At 48.2% G+C, this 18525-nt stretch carries 15 protein-coding genes, 1 pseudogene and 1 riboswitch; of the genes and pseudogenes, 2 read left to right on the top strand and 14 right to left on the bottom strand.

Annotated elements, in window-relative coordinates; all coding sequences use genetic code 11:
* Positions 1–525: 525 nt before the first annotated feature.
* The 9 genes from F456_RS0118030 to guaA all read right to left on the bottom strand — a co-directional run bounded on the left by F456_RS0118030 (position 526) and on the right by guaA (position 11143).
* Positions 526–1917, bottom strand: coding sequence for an NCS2 family permease (locus F456_RS0118030; RefSeq protein WP_018978454.1), 1392 nt, complete (start codon positions 1915–1917; stop codon positions 526–528).
* A 136-nt stretch (positions 1918–2053) separates the two neighbouring features.
* Positions 2054–2155: riboswitch (purine riboswitch) on the bottom strand.
* A 223-nt stretch (positions 2156–2378) separates the two neighbouring features.
* On the bottom strand, positions 2379–2525 hold the full coding sequence (locus F456_RS24420) for an MmcQ/YjbR family DNA-binding protein (RefSeq protein WP_018978453.1): 147 nt from the start codon (positions 2523–2525) through the stop codon (positions 2379–2381).
* A gap of 22 nt (positions 2526–2547) precedes the next feature.
* Complete coding sequence (locus F456_RS0118020) at positions 2548–3162, bottom strand: DUF1349 domain-containing protein (protein ID WP_018978452.1); 615 nt, start codon at positions 3160–3162, stop codon at positions 2548–2550.
* 434 nt (positions 3163–3596) lie between these two features.
* Positions 3597–4358, bottom strand: coding sequence for an ABC transporter permease (locus tag F456_RS0118010; protein WP_018978450.1), 762 nt, complete (start codon positions 4356–4358; stop codon positions 3597–3599).
* On the bottom strand, positions 4358–5080 hold the full coding sequence (locus tag F456_RS0118005; protein ID WP_018978449.1) for an ATP-binding cassette domain-containing protein: 723 nt from the start codon (positions 5078–5080) through the stop codon (positions 4358–4360). The genes F456_RS0118010 and F456_RS0118005 overlap by 1 nt, the downstream gene beginning before the upstream one ends.
* A gap of 145 nt (positions 5081–5225) precedes the next feature.
* Positions 5226–5828, bottom strand: coding sequence for a response regulator transcription factor (locus F456_RS0118000; protein ID WP_018978448.1), 603 nt, complete (start codon positions 5826–5828; stop codon positions 5226–5228).
* Entirely contained in the window at positions 5803–7833 is a 2031-nt protein-coding gene (locus tag F456_RS0117995) for a sensor histidine kinase (RefSeq protein ID WP_018978447.1), read from the bottom strand. The genes F456_RS0118000 and F456_RS0117995 overlap by 26 nt, the downstream gene beginning before the upstream one ends.
* Before the next feature lie 260 nt (positions 7834–8093).
* Entirely contained in the window at positions 8094–9296 is a 1203-nt protein-coding gene (locus tag F456_RS0117990; RefSeq protein WP_018978446.1) for a Bcr/CflA family multidrug efflux MFS transporter, read from the bottom strand.
* Positions 9297–9604: 308 nt separating this feature from the next.
* Positions 9605–11143: a glutamine-hydrolyzing GMP synthase gene (guaA, locus tag F456_RS0117985; RefSeq protein WP_018978445.1), complete on the bottom strand. Its 1539-nt coding sequence runs from the start codon at positions 11141–11143 to the stop codon at positions 9605–9607.
* 191 nt (positions 11144–11334) lie between these two features.
* On the opposite strand from guaA, the pseudogene F456_RS22950 reads away from it, so the two are divergent.
* Positions 11335–11925 (top strand): annotated as a pseudogene (locus tag F456_RS22950) (DedA family protein); the annotation flags it as partial.
* Between the two features lie 374 nt (positions 11926–12299).
* Here F456_RS22950 and F456_RS0117975 read toward each other — a convergent pair.
* The 5 genes from F456_RS0117975 to F456_RS22945 form a co-directional block, all read right to left on the bottom strand.
* Positions 12300–12536: a hypothetical protein gene (locus F456_RS0117975; RefSeq protein WP_018978443.1), complete on the bottom strand. Its 237-nt coding sequence runs from the start codon at positions 12534–12536 to the stop codon at positions 12300–12302.
* 435 nt (positions 12537–12971) lie between these two features.
* Complete coding sequence (bcp, locus tag F456_RS0117960) at positions 12972–13427, bottom strand: thioredoxin-dependent thiol peroxidase (RefSeq protein WP_018978440.1); 456 nt, start codon at positions 13425–13427, stop codon at positions 12972–12974.
* Between the two features lie 883 nt (positions 13428–14310).
* On the bottom strand, positions 14311–15096 hold the full coding sequence (locus tag F456_RS0117955; protein WP_018978439.1) for an ABC transporter permease: 786 nt from the start codon (positions 15094–15096) through the stop codon (positions 14311–14313).
* 4 nt (positions 15097–15100) lie between these two features.
* Positions 15101–15895 (bottom strand): ABC transporter permease, encoded by a 795-nt coding sequence (locus tag F456_RS0117950; RefSeq protein ID WP_018978438.1) that lies wholly within the window; start codon positions 15893–15895, stop codon positions 15101–15103.
* The gene (locus F456_RS22945) at positions 15888–16940 is read right to left on the bottom strand and encodes an ABC transporter ATP-binding protein (RefSeq protein ID WP_040925366.1); all 1053 of its coding nucleotides are present in this window, start codon (positions 16938–16940) and stop codon (positions 15888–15890) included. Before F456_RS22945 ends, F456_RS0117950 begins: the two co-directional genes overlap by 8 nt.
* A gap of 450 nt (positions 16941–17390) precedes the next feature.
* Between F456_RS22945 and F456_RS0117935 the strand changes: the two genes are divergently transcribed.
* Positions 17391–18458, top strand: coding sequence for an LCP family protein (locus tag F456_RS0117935; protein ID WP_018978435.1), 1068 nt, complete (start codon positions 17391–17393; stop codon positions 18456–18458).
* The last annotated feature ends 67 nt before the right edge of the window (positions 18459–18525 follow it).

Genomic DNA, 18525 nt, shown 5'->3' with positions numbered 1-18525 from the left:
CGCCGGTCAACCATTGTCTCGCAGCAGCAACTCTTATATATTAGCATGTTCGTTTTCGTTTTGCAAGTCTTTTTTAAAATCTTTTTTCAGCTTCTTGCGAAGCGTCTATTCCGATTCTATTCTGTACCTGCTCACTTGTCCGAACCGCTTAGGCGCTCTCTCAAGGCCGTTCCTAGACTATACCATCCTGCAAAACGTAAAACAACCCCTTTTATTAAAAACTTTTATGCTTTTTCTCTTCCTTACTTATCACTCTCCACTCTTTCAAAAATAACTTCTATATATAGGCAAGATTCAGGTACATCTAGAAAACCTAAATACATGTCCTAAATACATATGCTAGCCACTATACGATCAATATAAAAAAAGCTGCTGCTCGTCAATTGACGAGCAGCAGCTTATGTTCAGTTCCGTACCTTAGCCCTTTTGAACGCTTTATCTGTTTTATTTCTCTCTATAATGCTTTTCTATACTTCTTTTTGCACATCTTCATGTTTTCCATATGCTTTTTGCGAAAAACTTGAGTTATTCTCCGCCCATGAAAGCATAACGCGCAAGAACGATAATCGCCAATACCCACATCAGCCAGTGAATTTTCACTTTACGGCTGGTGAACAAGCTGCTTGCCGATCCGAGAACCACATAAGACAGGATACCGATCGAAATCCCGTTTGCGATTCCGTTGGTGAAAGGCATGAAGATAATCGTCAAGAAAGCCGGAATCGCGTGCAGCATATCGTCCCAATCAATACTGCGAACTTGGGAGATCATCAGAACGCCTACCATAATCAATGCAGGGGCTGTTGCCGCCGAAGGCACCACGAGAGCCAACGGAGCAATGAACATAGCCAGCAGGAACAGTACGCCTGTTGTAACTGCAGTCAGACCGGTACGGCCGCCTTCTGCGATACCTGCTGTACTCTCTACATAAGAAGTGATCGTACTTGTACCGAGTACTGCACCCGTGCTGACGCCTACCGCATCGACCATCATGGCTTTGCCGAGCTTTTTCTCGCCCTCTTCCTTGTTCTTCATCAAGCCGGCACGTTCGGTTGTTCCGACCAATGTACCGAATGTATCGAACAATTCGATAAAGGTGAAGACAAATACGATCTCAAACAGGCCAAGCTGCAGGGCTCCCATAATGTCCAATTGACCGACAGCCAGATCGCCAAGCGAAGGAATCCATCCGCCGGCAGACAATCCGCTCAAGTTGGTCACTCCCATCGGAATACCGATCAGTGTAATCAATACGATACCGATCAACAGCGCTCCGCGTATTCTCATTACCATCAGAATACCGATAATGAAAATTCCGATCAGCGAGAGCAGCGTGTCTTTCTGATGAATGAAGTCGCCAAGCGCAAGTTGGAAATTCGAACCGAGTACATGTACCGGCGCCTGAAGCTGAGCCAAGTCGGTCACGCCGCTTACTGTTGCCGAGACAGTGACGATGTTGCCCAACTTCATCCCGATAATGGTAACGAATAAGCCGATACCGACTGTAATTGCGGCTTTGATCGAGGACGGAACCGCTACAATGAGCATCTGACGAATCCTGGTGATGGTCAGAATGATGAATATAATACCCGAAATGAAGACCGCTCCCAGTGCAGCCTGCCAAGTAATGGCTCCGTTCGAACTGAGGACAACCGTCATAAAGTAGGCGTTCAATCCCATGCCCGGCGCCAACGCCACCGGAAGATTGGCGAACAGTCCCATCAGAATGGTTACGATGCCTGCACCTACCGCCGTAGCGAAGAATACGGCCGAAGCCGGAATTCCCGCTCCATCCGGTCCCAGGAACGAAATGTTCACAATCAGAATATAGGCCATCGTGATGAATGTTGTCAGTCCGGCAATAATTTCCGTTCTGATTGTGGTGCCGTGTTCTTGGAGTTTAAAGAACTTTTCCATGTTACAATTTTGCCCCCTCTGGAGTATGAATGCGGAGAACGACAAAAGAGACCGGGTTCGAAAATTCGCCCCCGGTGCTCTTAGAATAGGGAAAACGCAAACCACTGCGCCGAGGCAACTGGCCGTTTGGGCCGCAAGGCTGCTTTTTCCCGTTCCGTAGAGCGATCATTTGCGGTGATCACGTAGAGACTTTCAGGCCTATTCCCGAAATTATACGAACGCTATTTCATTGAATTGTCGATTACCTTATCCGCCTATTTACCGGCAAACGAATACCAGCAGTTCGGCTTCACAGGTTACATTCTAGGTGAGCTGCACACGCTTGTCAACAACAAAAACGAATGATAAACCTTTTATACTTCATTATTGTTCGTCAATATTTCAAACTTCGCTTGAAAATGCTTACTTGCCTGTAGGTTATTCTGTCTTATTCGGAACAAAAATTGAAAGTTTCGCTTATTTTACTCTTGGGCAAATTCGGTCTCCAACCCGCCTTCTTCCAGCAGTATGCTGTTCCAACGAGATTTATTGGAGTCATAACCGGGAACAATCTGCTTGTAGCGCTCCTTGTATTCTTCCGCCAACATAGGATCGCATTTGAGCGTCAAGATCTGGTGTATTTCCTGAATCTTATTGAGCTTCTCCGCTGTTCTTCCGTTCATGCTTGTTAATTTCGAAGCTGTAAAAAGAAGTCTCGAAACCACCCTCTGTACCGGGACTTGCCGAGTACAATCCTATCTTCAATACAGCTTCTTCCGGACAGCGCAGATGCGCGATTCGCAGCTGCTCCCATTCTCTGCCCGCCTCACGCGCATGGATAAAGAAGTCGTTTCCTTCGCGGGTAACTTTAAACTGCAGCCGCCGCTTGAGCAGATCTGTATCCACGTTGCGTGTCGACCAATCCGAATATCCATCTCTCGTTACAACCGCTCCCAGATGTGAAGGACCGTTTGGAATATACTCGACCGATGTCTTTAGCCAATTGTCCCGATCAATTTCTACAAACAGTCCGGATTGATCAAACATATACTTGGGGTTCATCGCCAGCTCGGTAATCGCTTCAAAGTCTCCTTCAATCTCATCGTACAGAACATGCCCATTGTAACGTTCAAATCCGTAATGCGTTTTCAGCCAAAAGTCGGTGTCCGGCTGAGTGTGCAGTTTCAGTACGCCTTCTTCCACAGTCTGCTTTTCCGGTTCGGTCATGATTTGCAAATGATTAACGTGTTTCGGTATGTACTGCATGTTATTTCCTCCTTTTCACAAACATTTTTTCATGTAGAGTATAGCCCACTTTCTCTTGGTAGAGGACATGTTTCCCAATTTATCATGCAGACAAAAGCCTGTTTAAAACTTCACAACCAAATAAGGCGGCTCCTCCCACTCTCACATGGAAAAAGCCGCCTTTTCGAATAGCCGTATAATTTGTTACACCATACTGGGATTGGTCAAGCGAATGTTCGACACCGTTCCGCAGTTTGTACAGAAGGTCAAGAGAACATCTGAACCTGTAAATGCCATTTTGCTTTTTTCAGCATCTTTAACTTTAGCATACTGGATCGCTTCCTTGAATTCTGTTCCACTGCAATTTGAGCATGTCTGCATAACAACATCTCCTTTTTAATGTTTTGATTTTATGTTATTTATTTTGTTTTCATTTCATGTTGTTTATTTCAGATTCAATCCGGATCGGCGATTTTGAACATTCGAAGAGCGACAAACCAGAGTACAGCCGACATTCCAATCAGAATAAACAGATACTGATAGGTTGGAAGCCAAGTGCTTGCGACCACATCCAGCTCCAGCAGCGTAAAATCGTTCATAATCATCATGGGATTCCAAAATAAGAACTTATAATAAATGTGCGGGCTCTGGTTCTGAATCATGGCAAACATGGACGGCATCGTAATGCTGAACATCAACAGCATCGTAATGGGCGTCAGGATCGCGACAACCTTTTTGCTTTGTTTGAAAAAGGAAGCCAAGATGTAGCTCGCCGGGTACAAGCACAGTAGAGTGACATTGGCAAACAGGCAGATGTTCAAGAAAGCCGCCCCATCGATTCCGACTAACCATTTGTAGCTGAGCATAAATAAGATCAAGAGAACATTGAAAATCATAAAGCTCCCCAATGCGACTCCCATAAAGTAGCTGTTCAATTTCAAGTCGGTCCTTTTTAGCAGCAGAAACGTTCCGTCTTCTTTCTTCTCGGAAAGCAGCAGACTGTTCAAGGACAGCGCCAAACTAAAAATCAAAATCAAGAGAGTAAAAGGGAGAAACTGAGATTTAATGAGCAGATCGACTACAGTCTTGTTTTCCATCGTGTTTTTTATGACCAGAGCAAAAATAAGAAAAATGAGAGGAGCCATGATCTGGCCGAACGTCGTCCATTTATTTCTCCACTGTTCCAACAAATAAAATTTCGTTACGTTCCAGACCATCAGCTCACCTCGATATATTTTCCCGTCAGGCTGTAGAATACTCCCTCAAGCCCTTGGAACGGAGAATTTGGGTACTTATCCAGCAGATCCTGCGTTTTGCCGGTCTCCAGCACTTTGCCGTTGTCCATAATGATCACGTCGGTAAACAGTTCTTGATAGCCCAAAATTTCGTGACTGATAATAATGGTCATTGCATTTTGGTCCGCCAACTTTTGTTTTAGATGTTTGGCCAGCAGATACTTTTTCTCGATATCCAGCTCTGAAAACGGCTCATCCAATACGACGACCCGCTTGTTCAACAGGAAAGTCAGGTATAAAGAAACGGCTTTTCGCTCTCCGCCCGACAAATTTTCAATCAACTGATTATGAATGCGGTCCAGCGACAGCAGCTTGTACAATTCCGGATCTTCCTTGGCATCGACCGTAATCGTGGAGAAAAAATGGATCACTTCTTTCACTTTCAGAAACCGGAAACTGTTGAAGCTCTGATATTGGAAAACGGCATTGGATTCCAGATCATATTCTTCTCCGCCTGCTTCAAGCACAATTTCTCCCCCGTCACTGTTCAGATTACCGGAGAGAATATTGACGAACGTACTTTTGCCGGCTCCGTTTTTTCCAAGGATCAGATAGGTGCTTCCGCTTGTAAAAGAAAGGGTGAGTTCATCCAGCACCTGCTTGTTTCCGTATCTTTTGCTTAACTTGGTCACATTCAATTCCATCGTTTGACCTCCTTCTCTCTGCCGCTGCTCGGTAGTTGTTATTGCTGTTGAACCCAGTTTACGACAGAAGAGAAAGTTGAAAACGAGTATTTTGTGCAATTTTCGGCTCAAGTTCGGAAGTTTGGATCAAGTTTGAAAATTGGCATCAAGTCCGGAAATTTAATGTGACGATGCCGAGCTCGATTCCTTTCACAATGGCCGAGACGGTTGAATTGACGTGAAACTTTTCGTTAATCATTTGGATATGGTTGTTGACCGTTCTTCTGCTGATAAACAACCGATCTGCCACATCCTGCTGTCTTAGCCCTTCCGCCATCAGCTGCAGCACTTCCTTCTCGCGCGCCGTAAGCTGCACGATGTCCGAAGAGCTGCGGGGAAAGATCATACCGCCGCTGCGTACCCGTTCAATCTGATCAACGAGATCGTGGAGCGAGATATTTTTATGGATAAAGCCTTTGGCTCCGATCTCGATCGCCCGGTTATGATATTCCACCAGGTCGTAGCCCGACAAAAAAATGATTTTCAAGTCTGCATAGGATTCCAGCACTTCCCGAGCCACGTCGAATCCGTTGTAATCGCCCATATGAATGTCGAGCAGTAGAATATCCGGCACTCTGCTCTCCAGCACCTTCGACAGCTGCTCGGGAGACGTATAGACTTCGAATTTGTCGACCTGGCCTTTGAGCGAAATCTCCAGACTTTTGGCAAACAGTTTATGATCGTCAACCAGTATGATGTGCATATTCATTTCCCGTCCTTTCCAGCGGAATCTTAAAGTGAAGGTGCATCCCGGAGCCGGCGTTTTTCCGAATCGTAAACTCTCCGCCCAGCGCGTTGATGTCCTGCTTGACCGATAAGAGACCGACATGTTGGACCTCCGCAGTATCCAGATCTTTTTCAATATCAAAGCCTTTTCCGTCGTCAATCACGTCCGCCAGCAGAATTCCTTCTTGCGAAACCTCCAGAGAGACGACGATCTCATTTGCGGATGCATGCTTAATCGCATTTTGCAGCAGTTCCTTAACGGTACGAAACACCGGGTACTGGAGGGTTTCTTCCACTTCGATCTCTTCTTCGGCTTCTAACCGGATATTCAAATGAGGCTGCTGCACCGCTTCTTCCCTCAACTTACGGCATAGAATGCTCAAACTCTGATACAATCCAAGATCCTGCAAAGTTGTCGGATAGATATCGAACATCTTACGGCGGATCGAATCGTTCAGTTCATCCAACGTGTCCAAAATGAGCTGCCGGATCTCAGGATCATTGCCGCCCGACACTTCACACATTCGCCGAACAGCTAAAATAGACTGCAAAATATCGTCATGCAGATAGAGGGCGACCTCTTTGCGGATCTTCTCTGCATTTCGGGTCACGTACACACTCTGATAGTCCTCATAGCGAAGACTCGGCAGGGAAACGTATCTTCGTTGATTTTCATGCAGAATCTCTGTCGTCTTAAGGATTTCGCACACCGTATCCGCCAGCAAGGACAAGGTCTCCACTTCCGAGTTCGTAAATTTGCTTCCGGACCGCTTATGACCGGCAATCATCCAACCGTTCAAATTCTCCTTATAAAACAACGGGAACGCAAAATAAAGCTTTCCGTCGATCATCACATGTTCGGTCTGTCGGTGAAGCTGTCCGCCGGACAGCCGTTTCAATGAAAAGTCCGCAAAAATCCCACTCTGCTCCAGAATGTAGCTTCGTTCTTGTTCTCTCCAAATGATCATCATTCCGTCCATCGGCAGCGTCTTGTCGATCAGCTGCTTGATCATCCCGCTCAGCGTACTCAAATAATGGTCGTATGTGATCTTCTGCAGAATTTCGAGCCGCTCCTTCTCCAGATCCCCTTTAGCTCGGCTTACCGTCTTGAGTTGGCGCTTCGCCATCGCTTTCTGAGCCATCATATACAGGTAAATGATCAAGGAAGCGAACAACAGCAGAATCAGAGATTGGAGCAGCGAGATGCCGACTTCATAATAAGCCAAGCCTACAAATGCAGCCGCTCCCCCGCCCGCAATCGCCGTCAGCTTAAGCATGAATCGGTAATCGTAACGGGTCTGAATCCCGTTTCGCTTCATCAGCACATAGCCAACGGCAGCCGGAAGAACGATCATCATGTAAATGGAGGAATTCCGGATTTCTTGCGGCAGCCAGCTGCGCAGCAGTAAAACACTGACTATAAAAGGAACAAAGGATATCGCCATCGCCCCATTCAACAGCCAACGTTCACGATTCAAGATCTGACGCTGCTTCGGCCCATAATATACAGACATCCGAATGCAGGCCAGAATGGCCAATAGAATATGTATGCAAAACAAGTAGCCCAGCAGCTTCACAGGACTCCATAATGCGACCAGCGTGACAGCCGAAGAATGCAGCAGCCAGATGTTCCACTTGTAATACAGCCTTTTTCTCGGAAGCTGTGTGAAAGTAACGAAAAAGACGAACATTAAATTGGGCACCAGACTCATTAAAGGTTGACCGATGATCCGGTGAAAATAAAGAGAAGTATTCAAAGAGATCATGATCCACGCCGAAGCATACATCAGCATCAGAAACAGCAGGCTGGCCGTATTTTTTGAAGTGCATAAATAAATGACTGTACCCATTAGCACCAACAGCACGGAAAAAGAAATGTCAAAGATGAATATTTTAGATCCACCGTTCACTTGATAAGCATATAAAATGGCCACGAGCATAAGCAGCGCGTGAATCGGAATAAACCCTGTACGTTTGTTTGCGGTCATGCGGCCTCCTCTGTCTGTGTCACTTCTTTTTATTTCGATAATGTACTTGTTCAATTGTTATGTATTTATTCATTCTCTTCGGGCAATTCTTGTCCCTGATCTCATATTAGGCCATATTGCTTTCCATTTAAAGGGATGCGCAACTTAAAAACCCTACTTCTTGCTAGGATATCGTTCACTGAAAGATGCCGATTCGGTAGTTATTGGACGACAAAAAGGACAGCCGCCCAAGTGCGCAGCTGTCCTTTTTTAGATTGGCTTTATGACGATTCGTTTTTTCGAACAAGCATAAAGTAAGTCAGAATCGCAATGAGACTCGTGCCCATTAAAGTAAGACCAAGCGGAACGGCCGTGTCCTCGCCCGCAATCCCGACGATAGGAGCTACCAGCCCTCCCAGCACGAACGGTACAAGACCGAGCAGCGCCGCTGCGCTTCCTGCATTTTTGGACTGGCTCTCCATCGCAAGCGGGAAGGCCGCCGTGGAAGTAATGCTGATCGAACATACGAAGAAGAACAAAGGAATAACCAAAGCAAACAGCGGTCCTTGGGCAATCGTAACCCCGACCACGACGATGCTTGATAGTAAAGCCATCCATAAGCCGACTACCATAAGCTTCTGCTCCGGGACCCGATGCGAGATCCGGCCGACGATTTGGGAACCGATCATCAAGCTGATCCCGTTGGATGCAAACAATACGGAGAACATCGTCGGTGAAACGCCGTAAATATTTTGATAGACGAAAGGCGTGGCTGCCACGTACGCGAATACCCCTCCTGTCAGGATCCCCTGCGCCAACATGTAACCCACAAACTTCCGATTGCGTAACATCAAACCGTAGTTACGAAGCTGGGACTTGAAATTCGGCGATACGCGCTGTTCGGGAGGATGACTTTCCTTCAAACGAAATTGCGTCATCAGGTAGAGGAAAACACCCAGAATCGCCAGGGAAAGGAATACGCCCGGCCATGTCGTAAAGGTAAGCACTCCGCTTCCAGCAATCGGAGCAACCAACGGTCCCAAGTTTCCTACAAGCAATAGCAGAGAGAAAAATTTGGTAAGCTCATGACCGCTGTACAGATCGCGAGCGATCGCGCGCGAAATGACAATTCCTGCGGAAGCCGCAAAACCTTGCGCAAATCGGAGTACGATCAACGTGCCGATATTCGGAGAATACGCGCACGCAAACGAAACAATCACGTAAGCAATGATGCCAATGAGCAGGGGTCTGCGTCTGCCGTATGCATCACTTAAAGGACCCACGACAAGCTGGCCTATGCCGAGTCCCAATAAGCAAGCCGTCAGACTGAATTGAACCAGGGATGCGCTCGTATTCAAATCTTTTGCGATTTCAGGGAACGCGGGCAAATACATATCGATCGTAAACGGTCCTAACGTTGAAAATACGCCTAACAATAAAGCGAGAGCGATCACGCTCCACCGACTGCTGTTACTCTTATTCATAATAGTATGACTCTCCAGTCCTTCTTAATCCAACCTGATTTCAGATTATACAGGACCCCGGTTACTAAGTGAACTGTATTTATTTTAAATTTCATACTTTATTATTTTCCGTGCAGCTGCCGGGGGGGATCTACGGCGAATTCTTTTCCCTGCATAGGCGATTCGAAAATGAAATGGAATACGATCACGAACACGGGAGACATTCGAACAATGAAAACATTCAAGTAATAAAAAGCAAAAACGACCGCAAAACGTATCACGTTTTCGGTCGTTTATCACTGTTTATTTACAAAGTTTATTTACAAATCCTATTCCCACTCAATCGTGGAAGGCGGTTTCGACGTCACATCGTACACGATGCGGTTGACGTTCTCCACCTCGTTGACAATGCGGACCGAAATCTTCTCCAGTACGTCCCACGGAATACGCGCCCAGTCAGCGGTCATACCATCGATGGAAGTAACCGCGCGGATGCCGACGGTGTAGGAGTACGTACGCGCATCGCCCATTACGCCGACGCTCTTCATGTTCGGCAGAGCCGTGAAGTACTGCCAGATCTCGCTTTCGAGACCGGCTTTGGCGATCTCTTCGCGCAGGATCAGGTCCGAATCGCGAACGATCGTCAGTTTTTCTTCCGTTACTTCGCCAAGCACACGGATCGCAAGACCCGGTCCTGGGAAAGGCTGACGCCATACGATCGCATGCGGCAGTCCGAGTTCTGCGCCGACTTTGCGAACTTCGTCTTTGAACAGTGTGTTAAGAGGCTCGATCAGCTGGAACTTCATATCTGCTGGCAGGCCGCCCACGTTGTGGTGAGACTTGATCGTCTGTGCTGTCGCCGTGCCGCTCTCCACGATGTCCGTGTACAGCGTACCCTGCGCCAGGAAGCCGAAGTCGCCCAGCTTTGCAGACTCTTCGTCGAAGCAGTAGATGAATTCGTTGCCGATGATCTTCCGCTTCTGTTCCGGATCTTCGACGCCCGCGAGTTTGCTCAGGAAGCGTTCCTGTGCGTCAATCTTGATCACGTTGATATCGAACTTGCCAACGAATGTCTCCATGACACTTTCCGCTTCGCCTTTGCGCAGCAGTCCGTGGTCGATGAACATACACGTCAGCTGATCGCCGATCGCACGGTGGATCAGCATTGCCACAACGGAAGAATCAACGCCGCCGCTCAGTGCGCACAATACTTTGCGGTCGCCGACTTTATTGCGGATATCTTGAATTGCGTCTTCAATGAACGATTCCATTGTCCACTCGCCGCTGCATTTGCACACTTCATACAGGAAGTTCTTGATCATTTCGTTGCCGTATACGGAGTGGCGCACTTCCGGGTGGAACTGTACGGCGTGCAGATTGCGCTCCGGATGGCTCATCGCCGCGATCGGTGCGGATTCGGTACCTGCTTCGAGAACGAAGCCTTCTGGCAGCGTCACAACGTGATCGCCGTGGCTCATCCAGACCGTCTGTTTGGCATCAAGACCCTTGGTCAAAATGCTGTTGTGCAGGAACTCGACATCGGCTTTGCCATATTCGCGCTTGCCTGCACGTTCGACTTTGCCGCCGAGCTGCTGCGCCATCAGCTGCATGCCGTAGCAGATACCAAAGATCGGCAGTCCAAGTTCATAAATAGCCGGATCGACATGAGGGGCTCCCTCTTCATATACGCTGAGCGGGCCACCAGAGAAGACGATACCGGCCGGATTCAATTCACGAATACGCTCTACCGGGGTATTGTACGGCATTAGCTCGCTAAATACACCCAAATCACGGATTCTTCTGGCAATCAATTGGTTATATTGTCCCCCAAAGTCGAGTACGACGATGAGTTCGTTCGGTTTATTCATGTCACGCCTCCCTTGATTACTGACGCTATTATACCGATGCCCTCCTTATACCGCAAGACAAAAAGGCGATTGTCCTGGCTTATTCGCCAAGTTGGCAGATATCTGACCATAAAGTTGGATTTTTCCGCTTCAAATATCGTAAAATTAAAAAAACGTTTATAGCGTTAATTGCTCAAAGGAGTTCGAAGCCTATGCAACTATTTGAAATGATCCAGAAGCTGTTCGAGCATTACGGCTATTTAGTCATGTTCTTGGGGTTGTTTCTGGAATTTATCGCTCTTCCGTTTCCTGGGGAAACCACGATGGCCTATGCCGGATATCTTTCCTATAAAGGATTACTTCGATTCGATCTGCTCCTGCTCGTCGCTTTCCTCGGAACTACGATTGGGATGAGCATCACGTATTTCATCGGTAAAAAAGCAGGGCTTCCCTTTCTGAGACGCTTCGGCGGTTGGTTTTTCAAAGAAAGCAAACTGATCAAAACACAAACCTTTTTTAATAAGTACGGTCCGGCTCTGATTTTCTTTGGCTATTTTATTCCGGGGGTGCGCCACTTCACCGGTTACCTGGCGGGCATTATGAACATTCCTTTCAAGAAGTTCGGCGCTTATGCATTCTCCGGCGCACTCTTCTGGACCGTACTGTTCATCGGATTAGGGAAAGTATTCGGACCGCAGTGGTCCGTCGCCTTCAAGCTCGCCGAGCGTTATGCAATCTGGATCATTTCGATTCTCGTACTGATGCTTCTTGTGTTCCTTATCTTCAAGTATCGGGCATGGATGGCTTCAATCCTGGCCGCACTTCCGGTATACTTTTCGGGCAGTCGTCGAGCTTCGAAGCGGAAGTCGCAGCCTACGCAGCATCGCTCTCCACGTGCCGCACTTCGGATCTGCACTCCCGCTGCGCGTATGCGTTCAAGGTTGAAGCGTTCTCGTATTGCAAGAATTCAACCGGGACGCTTTCCTTCGAAAATCATATTAAAATCCCGAACCAAGTCATAAGGGCTAAAACGATCGGGAAAATAAAACGGAGCCGCGGCCTGCTGATGAATCTCACAATTAAAAAGTTCTATACAAAAACTCCCGGGTTCCCCAACCCGGGAGTTTCGTTTCTTGCGAGGCTTGCAGCTAAATCAGGCATACATCCAATCTTAATTCTAAACGCCAATACCGGCAGTTTCCCGGTCAACCTTCACTCGTTCCGCCATAGCAGCTGACTTGTCAGGTACTTCGATTCCCCGAATCTCAAGATCTTCAAGCAAATCCATATACAGACGATGCGCTTGTTCATACGCCGCTGTAATATCATTTTCCTTCACATTCTTGTAGATTCCCCGAAGTTTCGCGTTGTAAGAATTGTGATCGACTTTCACCCATGCTGGAATGTTCTGCATAACAAATTCCTCTCTCCCCAAAAAAATCATTAAAGTCTCGCTAAACCGGCCCCCGCCAGTCTGAAGACTAATTGCGGCATCTATTCTTAGACAGACGCACTCCATGCATCGTCCGTCGTTCCAGAAAAGTGCCCGAAAACCCCTTTTCCTGTGACAGTTTGCGAACGACTTTTTCTATTTCAAAAAGGAATACAGGACCCCCGCCGTTCGACTTGTTTATCAATTCCCTCCCGTTCGATTCTAGACATTGAAAATTAATGGAATTTTCATTACCTATCATAAATTTAAACGTTTTCTCGTTTTTTCTCAAACGATTTTTAATGGATTTCATTGAAAATTCAGAAATAAGACAAAAATATGACTCTCTTTGTAGAAAACAAGTGAAAAGAGCGATTGATTCGACATCAACCGCAGCAATTCCATCTGCTTCCTGGCCTATTCGATCGCCTGCAGGACTTCGTCGACATGCCCTTCCACTTTGACTTTTCGCCATTCGCGGATCAGTCGACCTTCTTCATCGATCAGAAATGTCGAGCGTACAATTCCTTCGTATTCTTTGCCGAAGTTTTTCTTGAGCTGCCAGACGCCGAACAGCTCACTAACCTCATGCTCCGTATCCGACAGCAGCGGGAACGGCAGAGCGTATTTGGCACCGAATTTTTCATGCGATTTTACATCGTCTGCACTGATTCCGATTACCGCTGCATTTTTGGTCGCAAAATAGCTTTCGGAATCGCGGAAATCGCAGGCCTGCTGCGTGCAGCCCGGCGTCATGTCTTTGGGATAAAAGTAGATCACCAGCTTTTTGCCTCGATAATCGCTGAATTTGATTGTTTCTCCGCCGATAGCCGGCAGGCTGAATTCCGGTACGATTTGTCCAACTTCTACCATAAATGAATCGCTCCTTTTAGTAAGAAAATGTGGGTGTGCTGGTGGCGCTTCAGGGGAAGGGGCTTTCGATTTACCTTTCCTCCAGAAAGCTCAGGCTGCCCTCGAAAGTCCTATTCGTTATAGAAGCTCAAGGGCTGCGAGAGAAATTCGTTCCGGTCGCGTGTTGAAATCGGGAAAAGTGATCAAATTAAAATGGAATTTTCCCGATTAGCGGTGCAAGTTCACATCCTGATCTTGGGTGAACTTGCACCACAAAGGCGAACACTATCGTTCCTTCACTGAATTTCCCTCTTCGCACATCCGCTTCTCTTTGAATTAGTTTTTTTCGACACGTTGCCTTTCCTTCGGTAAGCCTTTAGCTTCCTACAACTCCCTTTCCCTTCCGCTGCTGCGTGCGCACAAAAATATTTTCTGAAAGTAAACTCGCTAGAGGGTGAGAGGATCCGGCGTGGTCGGCCGGCTCCTCCGCAGGCTATGACTCCCGTGTTTGAGTGAACTTTGGTTGGGTTCGTTGTTGGTCATGATGACGATTAGGCTGACTTCGACTGCTCAGCTAGTTTAAGTCATGTAGGTGCTTCTGGTGTTTCTGGCGCGTGCTTCTGGTGCTTTTGGTGTCTCAGACACTCCACGTCCAGGGTCGAATTGTCCCGACCCGCCGACGTCCCTACCGCTCTTGAACTTGCCGCGGCCCGCGCTGGGGCCCGTGCTCTTATATCTGATCTTCCCTCTTCTCTCCCCCTACCGGTAAGCAGGGTCGGAGCGGAGGGGGAAGGTGGCTGAAGAAATGAAATGTTCGCCTTTGAGATTCGATTTCCACCTTATCAAAATACAATGAAGAAATCGAATCGAAACAGCGATCGTAAGCCACCTTCCCCCGAAGCGTCTAAGACCCTGCCCCCCGGTACCTTTTCACACCTACGTTCCAGCTGGTCAAGCCGATCGTCAGGAAAATAACAGCCATAACCGGCGTCAGCCAAGCCATATGCGTCATCTCCGTTCGCCCGAGGAACAAGGAAGCGGGATAAATGCCGACGAACGCAAAAGGCAGAATCCACGTCAGCAGGAACTGGATCGCGCGGTTGTAGATCGTCACCGGGTAACGGCCGTAGTTCTGAATATTGTACATCAGCGGCATAATGCCGGTCGGCGAATCGGAATAGAACGACAGCGAGGTCAGCGCAATGTAGATACCGGTGTAAATCAATGTTGCGCTAATGGCGAACAGAATCAGCACCGGAATATGCCACCACATCAGATCCAATCCCAGCTGGCCGCCGCTGATGATCATAATGATCAGACCGATCAGAGAACCGATCAGACCCGGCGGATCGATATTTTCCAAGAAGATCTGAAATAGATTATAGGCGGGACGGGTCAAGATGCGATCCATCTCTCCTTTGACGATATAGCGGTCGCTGAAATTCCATAGATTGACGAAACAGCTGAACAGTCCGAACGGAACCATAAAGAATCCGTACACGAACACAACTTCCGCTTCGCTCCACCCGCCCAGCGTGTCCGTATGTCCGAACACGACGAAGATAAAGATCAGGTTGCTCGCCTGCATCAGCAGGTCCGAAACGACTTCGACCCAGAAATCGGCCCGGTAAGTCAGCCTTGTTTTCATATAGTTCTTAAGATACTCAAAGACCAATTCGATGTAGTACATATTCTCAACCCCCCTGCACGAACAGCCGCTTGCGCGCCGAACGCCACATGAAGTAAATCGGGATCAGCAGGGCAAAGAACCAGATCAGCTGAATAGCGAATACTTCCAGAATACCTGTGCCTGTTGTGCGTCCCGTAAAGACCGAACCCGGCAGATACGTGATCGCTTGAAAAGGCAGCCACTGCATAATTCCGCTGAGCCAGCCGGGGAACAAGCTGATCGGAATCACAAGACCCGAAAACAGATCGACGACGACCCTTTTCATCCGCATGATGCCCTCGTTATTTTCCACGAAGAACGCCATAAGTCCGGTCAGAATGTTCAGCTGCGAATTGATCAGAAAGCTGAAGAACAGCATGACGAGGAATCCGATCCAGGCGAACGGATCTGTCGGAAGGCGGACCGGAAACAGCAGCAGCGCAAGCAGCATCCCCGGAATCATGAATAGCGTAAAGCGGAACAATCCTTCACCGAACCCCTGCATCATTTTGACGAATAAATAATTGTAAGGCCTAATAAACTGAATGGCAATGGAACCGTCCCGAATATCGGTCGCGATCTCGCGGTCCAAGTTGTTGAAGTAGAACGCGCGCGCCATCCAGGACACCGCGATATAAGTCGTCATCTGGGAAGCGGTGAATCCGCCGATCTCGCCTTTGTCCCCGTAGATCGCCTGCCAGGTAAAATAATAGACCCCGATGTTCAGCATGTAGATCAGAATGCCGGAATAATAGTTGACCCGGTATGCCAGCATAGTCAAGAAACGGATACGGATAAAGTCGGTATACACGCTAAGCATGAGAATTATGCCCGCCTTCCGATACGACGATCTTCGGTGTAGTCGCTGAGCCTGTCTGGTAAATCTGCCGCACAATCTCATCGGTCGTCGTCTCCGTGATCTTGATATCCGTAATCGGAATATCTGTCTGTCCAACGACTTTCGCCAGTACGTCCGACACATTCAGGCTGCCGGGCACAAGTGCTTCGGCATGAAGATCGTTCTCGGCGGTCCAGGTAACATCAAGACCTTCGACAAGCGCCTGCAGACGCCCCAGCGGACAGGATGCGCCAAACTGGAATGTCACTCGCGTCCCTTGTCCCCAACGGGTCTTGAGCGCATCGAGACCACCGTCGTAAATGACGCGACCTTCGTCGAGCATGATGACCCGGGAGCAGAGCGCTTCGATATCCTGAAGGTCGTGCGTCGTCAGCAGAATGGTCGTGCCGTGCTGACGGTTCATGTCTTTGAGAAACTCGCGAATTTCCGTCTTGACAATAATGTCGAGTCCGATGGTTGGCTCGTCCAGAAAGACGATCGACGGGTTATGCAGCAGCGCGGCTACCAACTCACAGCGCATACGCTGACCGAGACTAAGTTTGCGTACAGGCCGGCTCAGCAGTTCCCCCAGATCAAGGCGCTGTACGAGTTCGTCGAGCCGCTTCTTATAATCGTTCTCCGGTACACCGTACACCTTGCGCAGCAGACCGAATGATTCGATAACGCCGATGTCCCACCAGAGCTGACTGCGCTGGCCAAATACAACGCCGATGTTACGGACGAACTTCTCACGCTCCTCATGCGGTACATAGCCTCCGACATTAAGTTTGCCCGAGGTCGGAACGAGAATGCCGGTCAGCATCTTGATTGTCGTCGACTTGCCTGCACCGTTCTCGCCGATGTATCCGCAAATTTCGCCCTCCGGAATAGAGAACGAGATATCATTGACGGCCGCGACCTCATTATACTGACGAGCAAATAAATCCTGCAGCGCTCCTTTGAGCCCGCCGCGGTTTTTCTGTACTTTGAAAATTTTGCTGAGATGCTCCACTTCGATGGCTTTCATATAATTTCCTTTCTTCGAATCCTGGCCAAGTCGGTTTTTCAAATTCATCGCCCTTTTCCATACCGGCAATGCACCATTTGAAAACATTCGGCTGTCCGGATCGTTTTTTCTCAAGGAGCTTTACGATTCACTGCAAAAATCACCGGCTATTCAGCGTTGAGACGCCGTTATTGCATGGTGTGTGTTCCGTCTGTCGTTTCTTTGTCGCATAAGACTCTTTCTTGCCCGTTTTCGAAAATCAATCCGTCTACAGGGAAGTCACAGCCTCCGATATGAACGAATTGCAGGGCAATCACATTCCGTAACACCGGTGTTTCTTGGTACGTGTACATACCGGCCGGAGACGCTGAATTGCCTGCTGCTCCGAAAAAAATTATAATGTAGGGATGCAACAATGGCAAACGGCGTTCTGTCTTCTATTATTTTTGAGTGACGAAAGGAAGAAAACGAATGATTAGGAAGAAAAAACATGTGCTGATTTGGGCATTGGTTCTTATTTTCGCTTCTGCCGGAGGTTATGCCGTCTACTACTTCTCTAACCTCTACAATCAAGTATCGAACCTGCAAAAAGTCGGAGATAGTTCCCCGTTCCGCAATCTTCCGGTTACGGAAACAATAGTTGCTCAGGAGCCGCCCAAGTGGGAAGGCAATGAGCCGGTCAACATTTTGCTGATGGGTGTGGATGGCCGTGATGCGCTCGGAGACGACATTCCCCGTTCGGATACGATGCTGGTTGCTTCGATCGATCCGGTCAAAAAAGCGATCAACGTTTTCTCGATCATGCGCGATACATATGTGGACATTCCCGGTTTTGGCAAACAGCGAATTAACATGGCCATCACCCGTGGACCCAACACCGCCATGGAAGCCGTCGGCAATCTAATGGGAATCCCGATTCAGTATTATGTTTATACGGACTTCGAAGGCTTCATTAAGCTGGTCGATTCTGTGGGCGGGATCGACTTTTACGTAGAAAAGAATATGAAATACATTAGTGCAGCCGATGGTCCTCAGTACGATATTGATCTGAAAGAGGGCATGCAGCATTTGGACGGCAGAATGGCTCTGCAGTACGTCCGCTTCCGTCATGACCTTCTGTCCGACTTCAGCCGCACGAGCAGACAGCGCGATTTCCTGCAGGCCGTTGGAGACAAGCTCAAATCGACTACTTCAGTGATGAACCTTCCCGATATCCTTGAACAGGTCAACCCGTATATCGATACCAATTTGAGCGTCAGCGATATGTGGAAGCTTGCAACCGTCGCTTACGATAGTAAGATGAACGGCAGTGAACAGATTCCGCCGAATTCCATTTTGAAAGAAGAAACAATCGGCGGAGCCGCAGTGCTCACGATCCGCAGCGAAGACAAACTCAAGCAGTTCGTTCAGGATACACTAAACGCAGGCAGCGAGGAAGCTCCGGCGGAAGACGAGTCCGATCTGCTTCAAACGCCGTTCTCCACGCCTTCGGGACCGAAAACGGAAGCAGACGGATTAGACGAAAACGATCAGAATTAACAAAACAGACGCTGTACTCCGACGCGAAAATTCGTTACGCTTAGAGAGCGCCCTTACCGGGCGCTCT

This window comes from Saccharibacillus kuerlensis DSM 22868 (genome assembly GCF_000378145.1).
GTDB lineage: Bacteria > Bacillota > Bacilli > Paenibacillales > Paenibacillaceae > Saccharibacillus > Saccharibacillus kuerlensis.
This window is presented reverse-complemented; position numbering and strand designations above follow the sequence as displayed.

Excerpts from the sequence above, each read along its gene's own strand:
- guaA (WP_018978445.1), bottom strand. The coding sequence starts at position 11,143 with ATGAATAAACCGAACGAACTCATCGTCGTACTCGACTTTGGGGGACAA.
- F456_RS0117955 (WP_018978439.1), bottom strand. The coding sequence starts at position 15,096 with ATGTACTACATCGAATTGGTCTTTGAGTATCTTAAGAACTATATGAAA.
- F456_RS0117995 (WP_018978447.1), bottom strand. The coding sequence starts at position 7,833 with ATGACCGCAAACAAACGTACAGGGTTTATTCCGATTCACGCGCTGCTT.
- bcp (WP_018978440.1), bottom strand. The coding sequence starts at position 13,427 with ATGGTAGAAGTTGGACAAATCGTACCGGAATTCAGCCTGCCGGCTATC.
- F456_RS0118030 (WP_018978454.1), bottom strand. The coding sequence starts at position 1,917 with ATGGAAAAGTTCTTTAAACTCCAAGAACACGGCACCACAATCAGAACG.
- F456_RS0118000 (WP_018978448.1), bottom strand. The coding sequence starts at position 5,828 with ATGAATATGCACATCATACTGGTTGACGATCATAAACTGTTTGCCAAA.
- F456_RS0117990 (WP_018978446.1), bottom strand. The coding sequence starts at position 9,296 with ATGAATAAGAGTAACAGCAGTCGGTGGAGCGTGATCGCTCTCGCTTTA.
- F456_RS22945 (WP_040925366.1), bottom strand. The coding sequence starts at position 16,940 with ATGAAAGCCATCGAAGTGGAGCATCTCAGCAAAATTTTCAAAGTACAG.
- F456_RS0118020 (WP_018978452.1), bottom strand. The coding sequence starts at position 3,162 with ATGCAGTACATACCGAAACACGTTAATCATTTGCAAATCATGACCGAA.
- F456_RS0117975 (WP_018978443.1), bottom strand. The coding sequence starts at position 12,536 with ATGCAGAACATTCCAGCATGGGTGAAAGTCGATCACAATTCTTACAAC.
- F456_RS0117935 (WP_018978435.1), top strand. The coding sequence starts at position 17,391 with ATGATTAGGAAGAAAAAACATGTGCTGATTTGGGCATTGGTTCTTATT.
- F456_RS0118005 (WP_018978449.1), bottom strand. The coding sequence starts at position 5,080 with ATGGAATTGAATGTGACCAAGTTAAGCAAAAGATACGGAAACAAGCAG.
- F456_RS0118010 (WP_018978450.1), bottom strand. The coding sequence starts at position 4,358 with ATGGTCTGGAACGTAACGAAATTTTATTTGTTGGAACAGTGGAGAAAT.
- F456_RS0117950 (WP_018978438.1), bottom strand. The coding sequence starts at position 15,895 with ATGCTTAGCGTGTATACCGACTTTATCCGTATCCGTTTCTTGACTATG.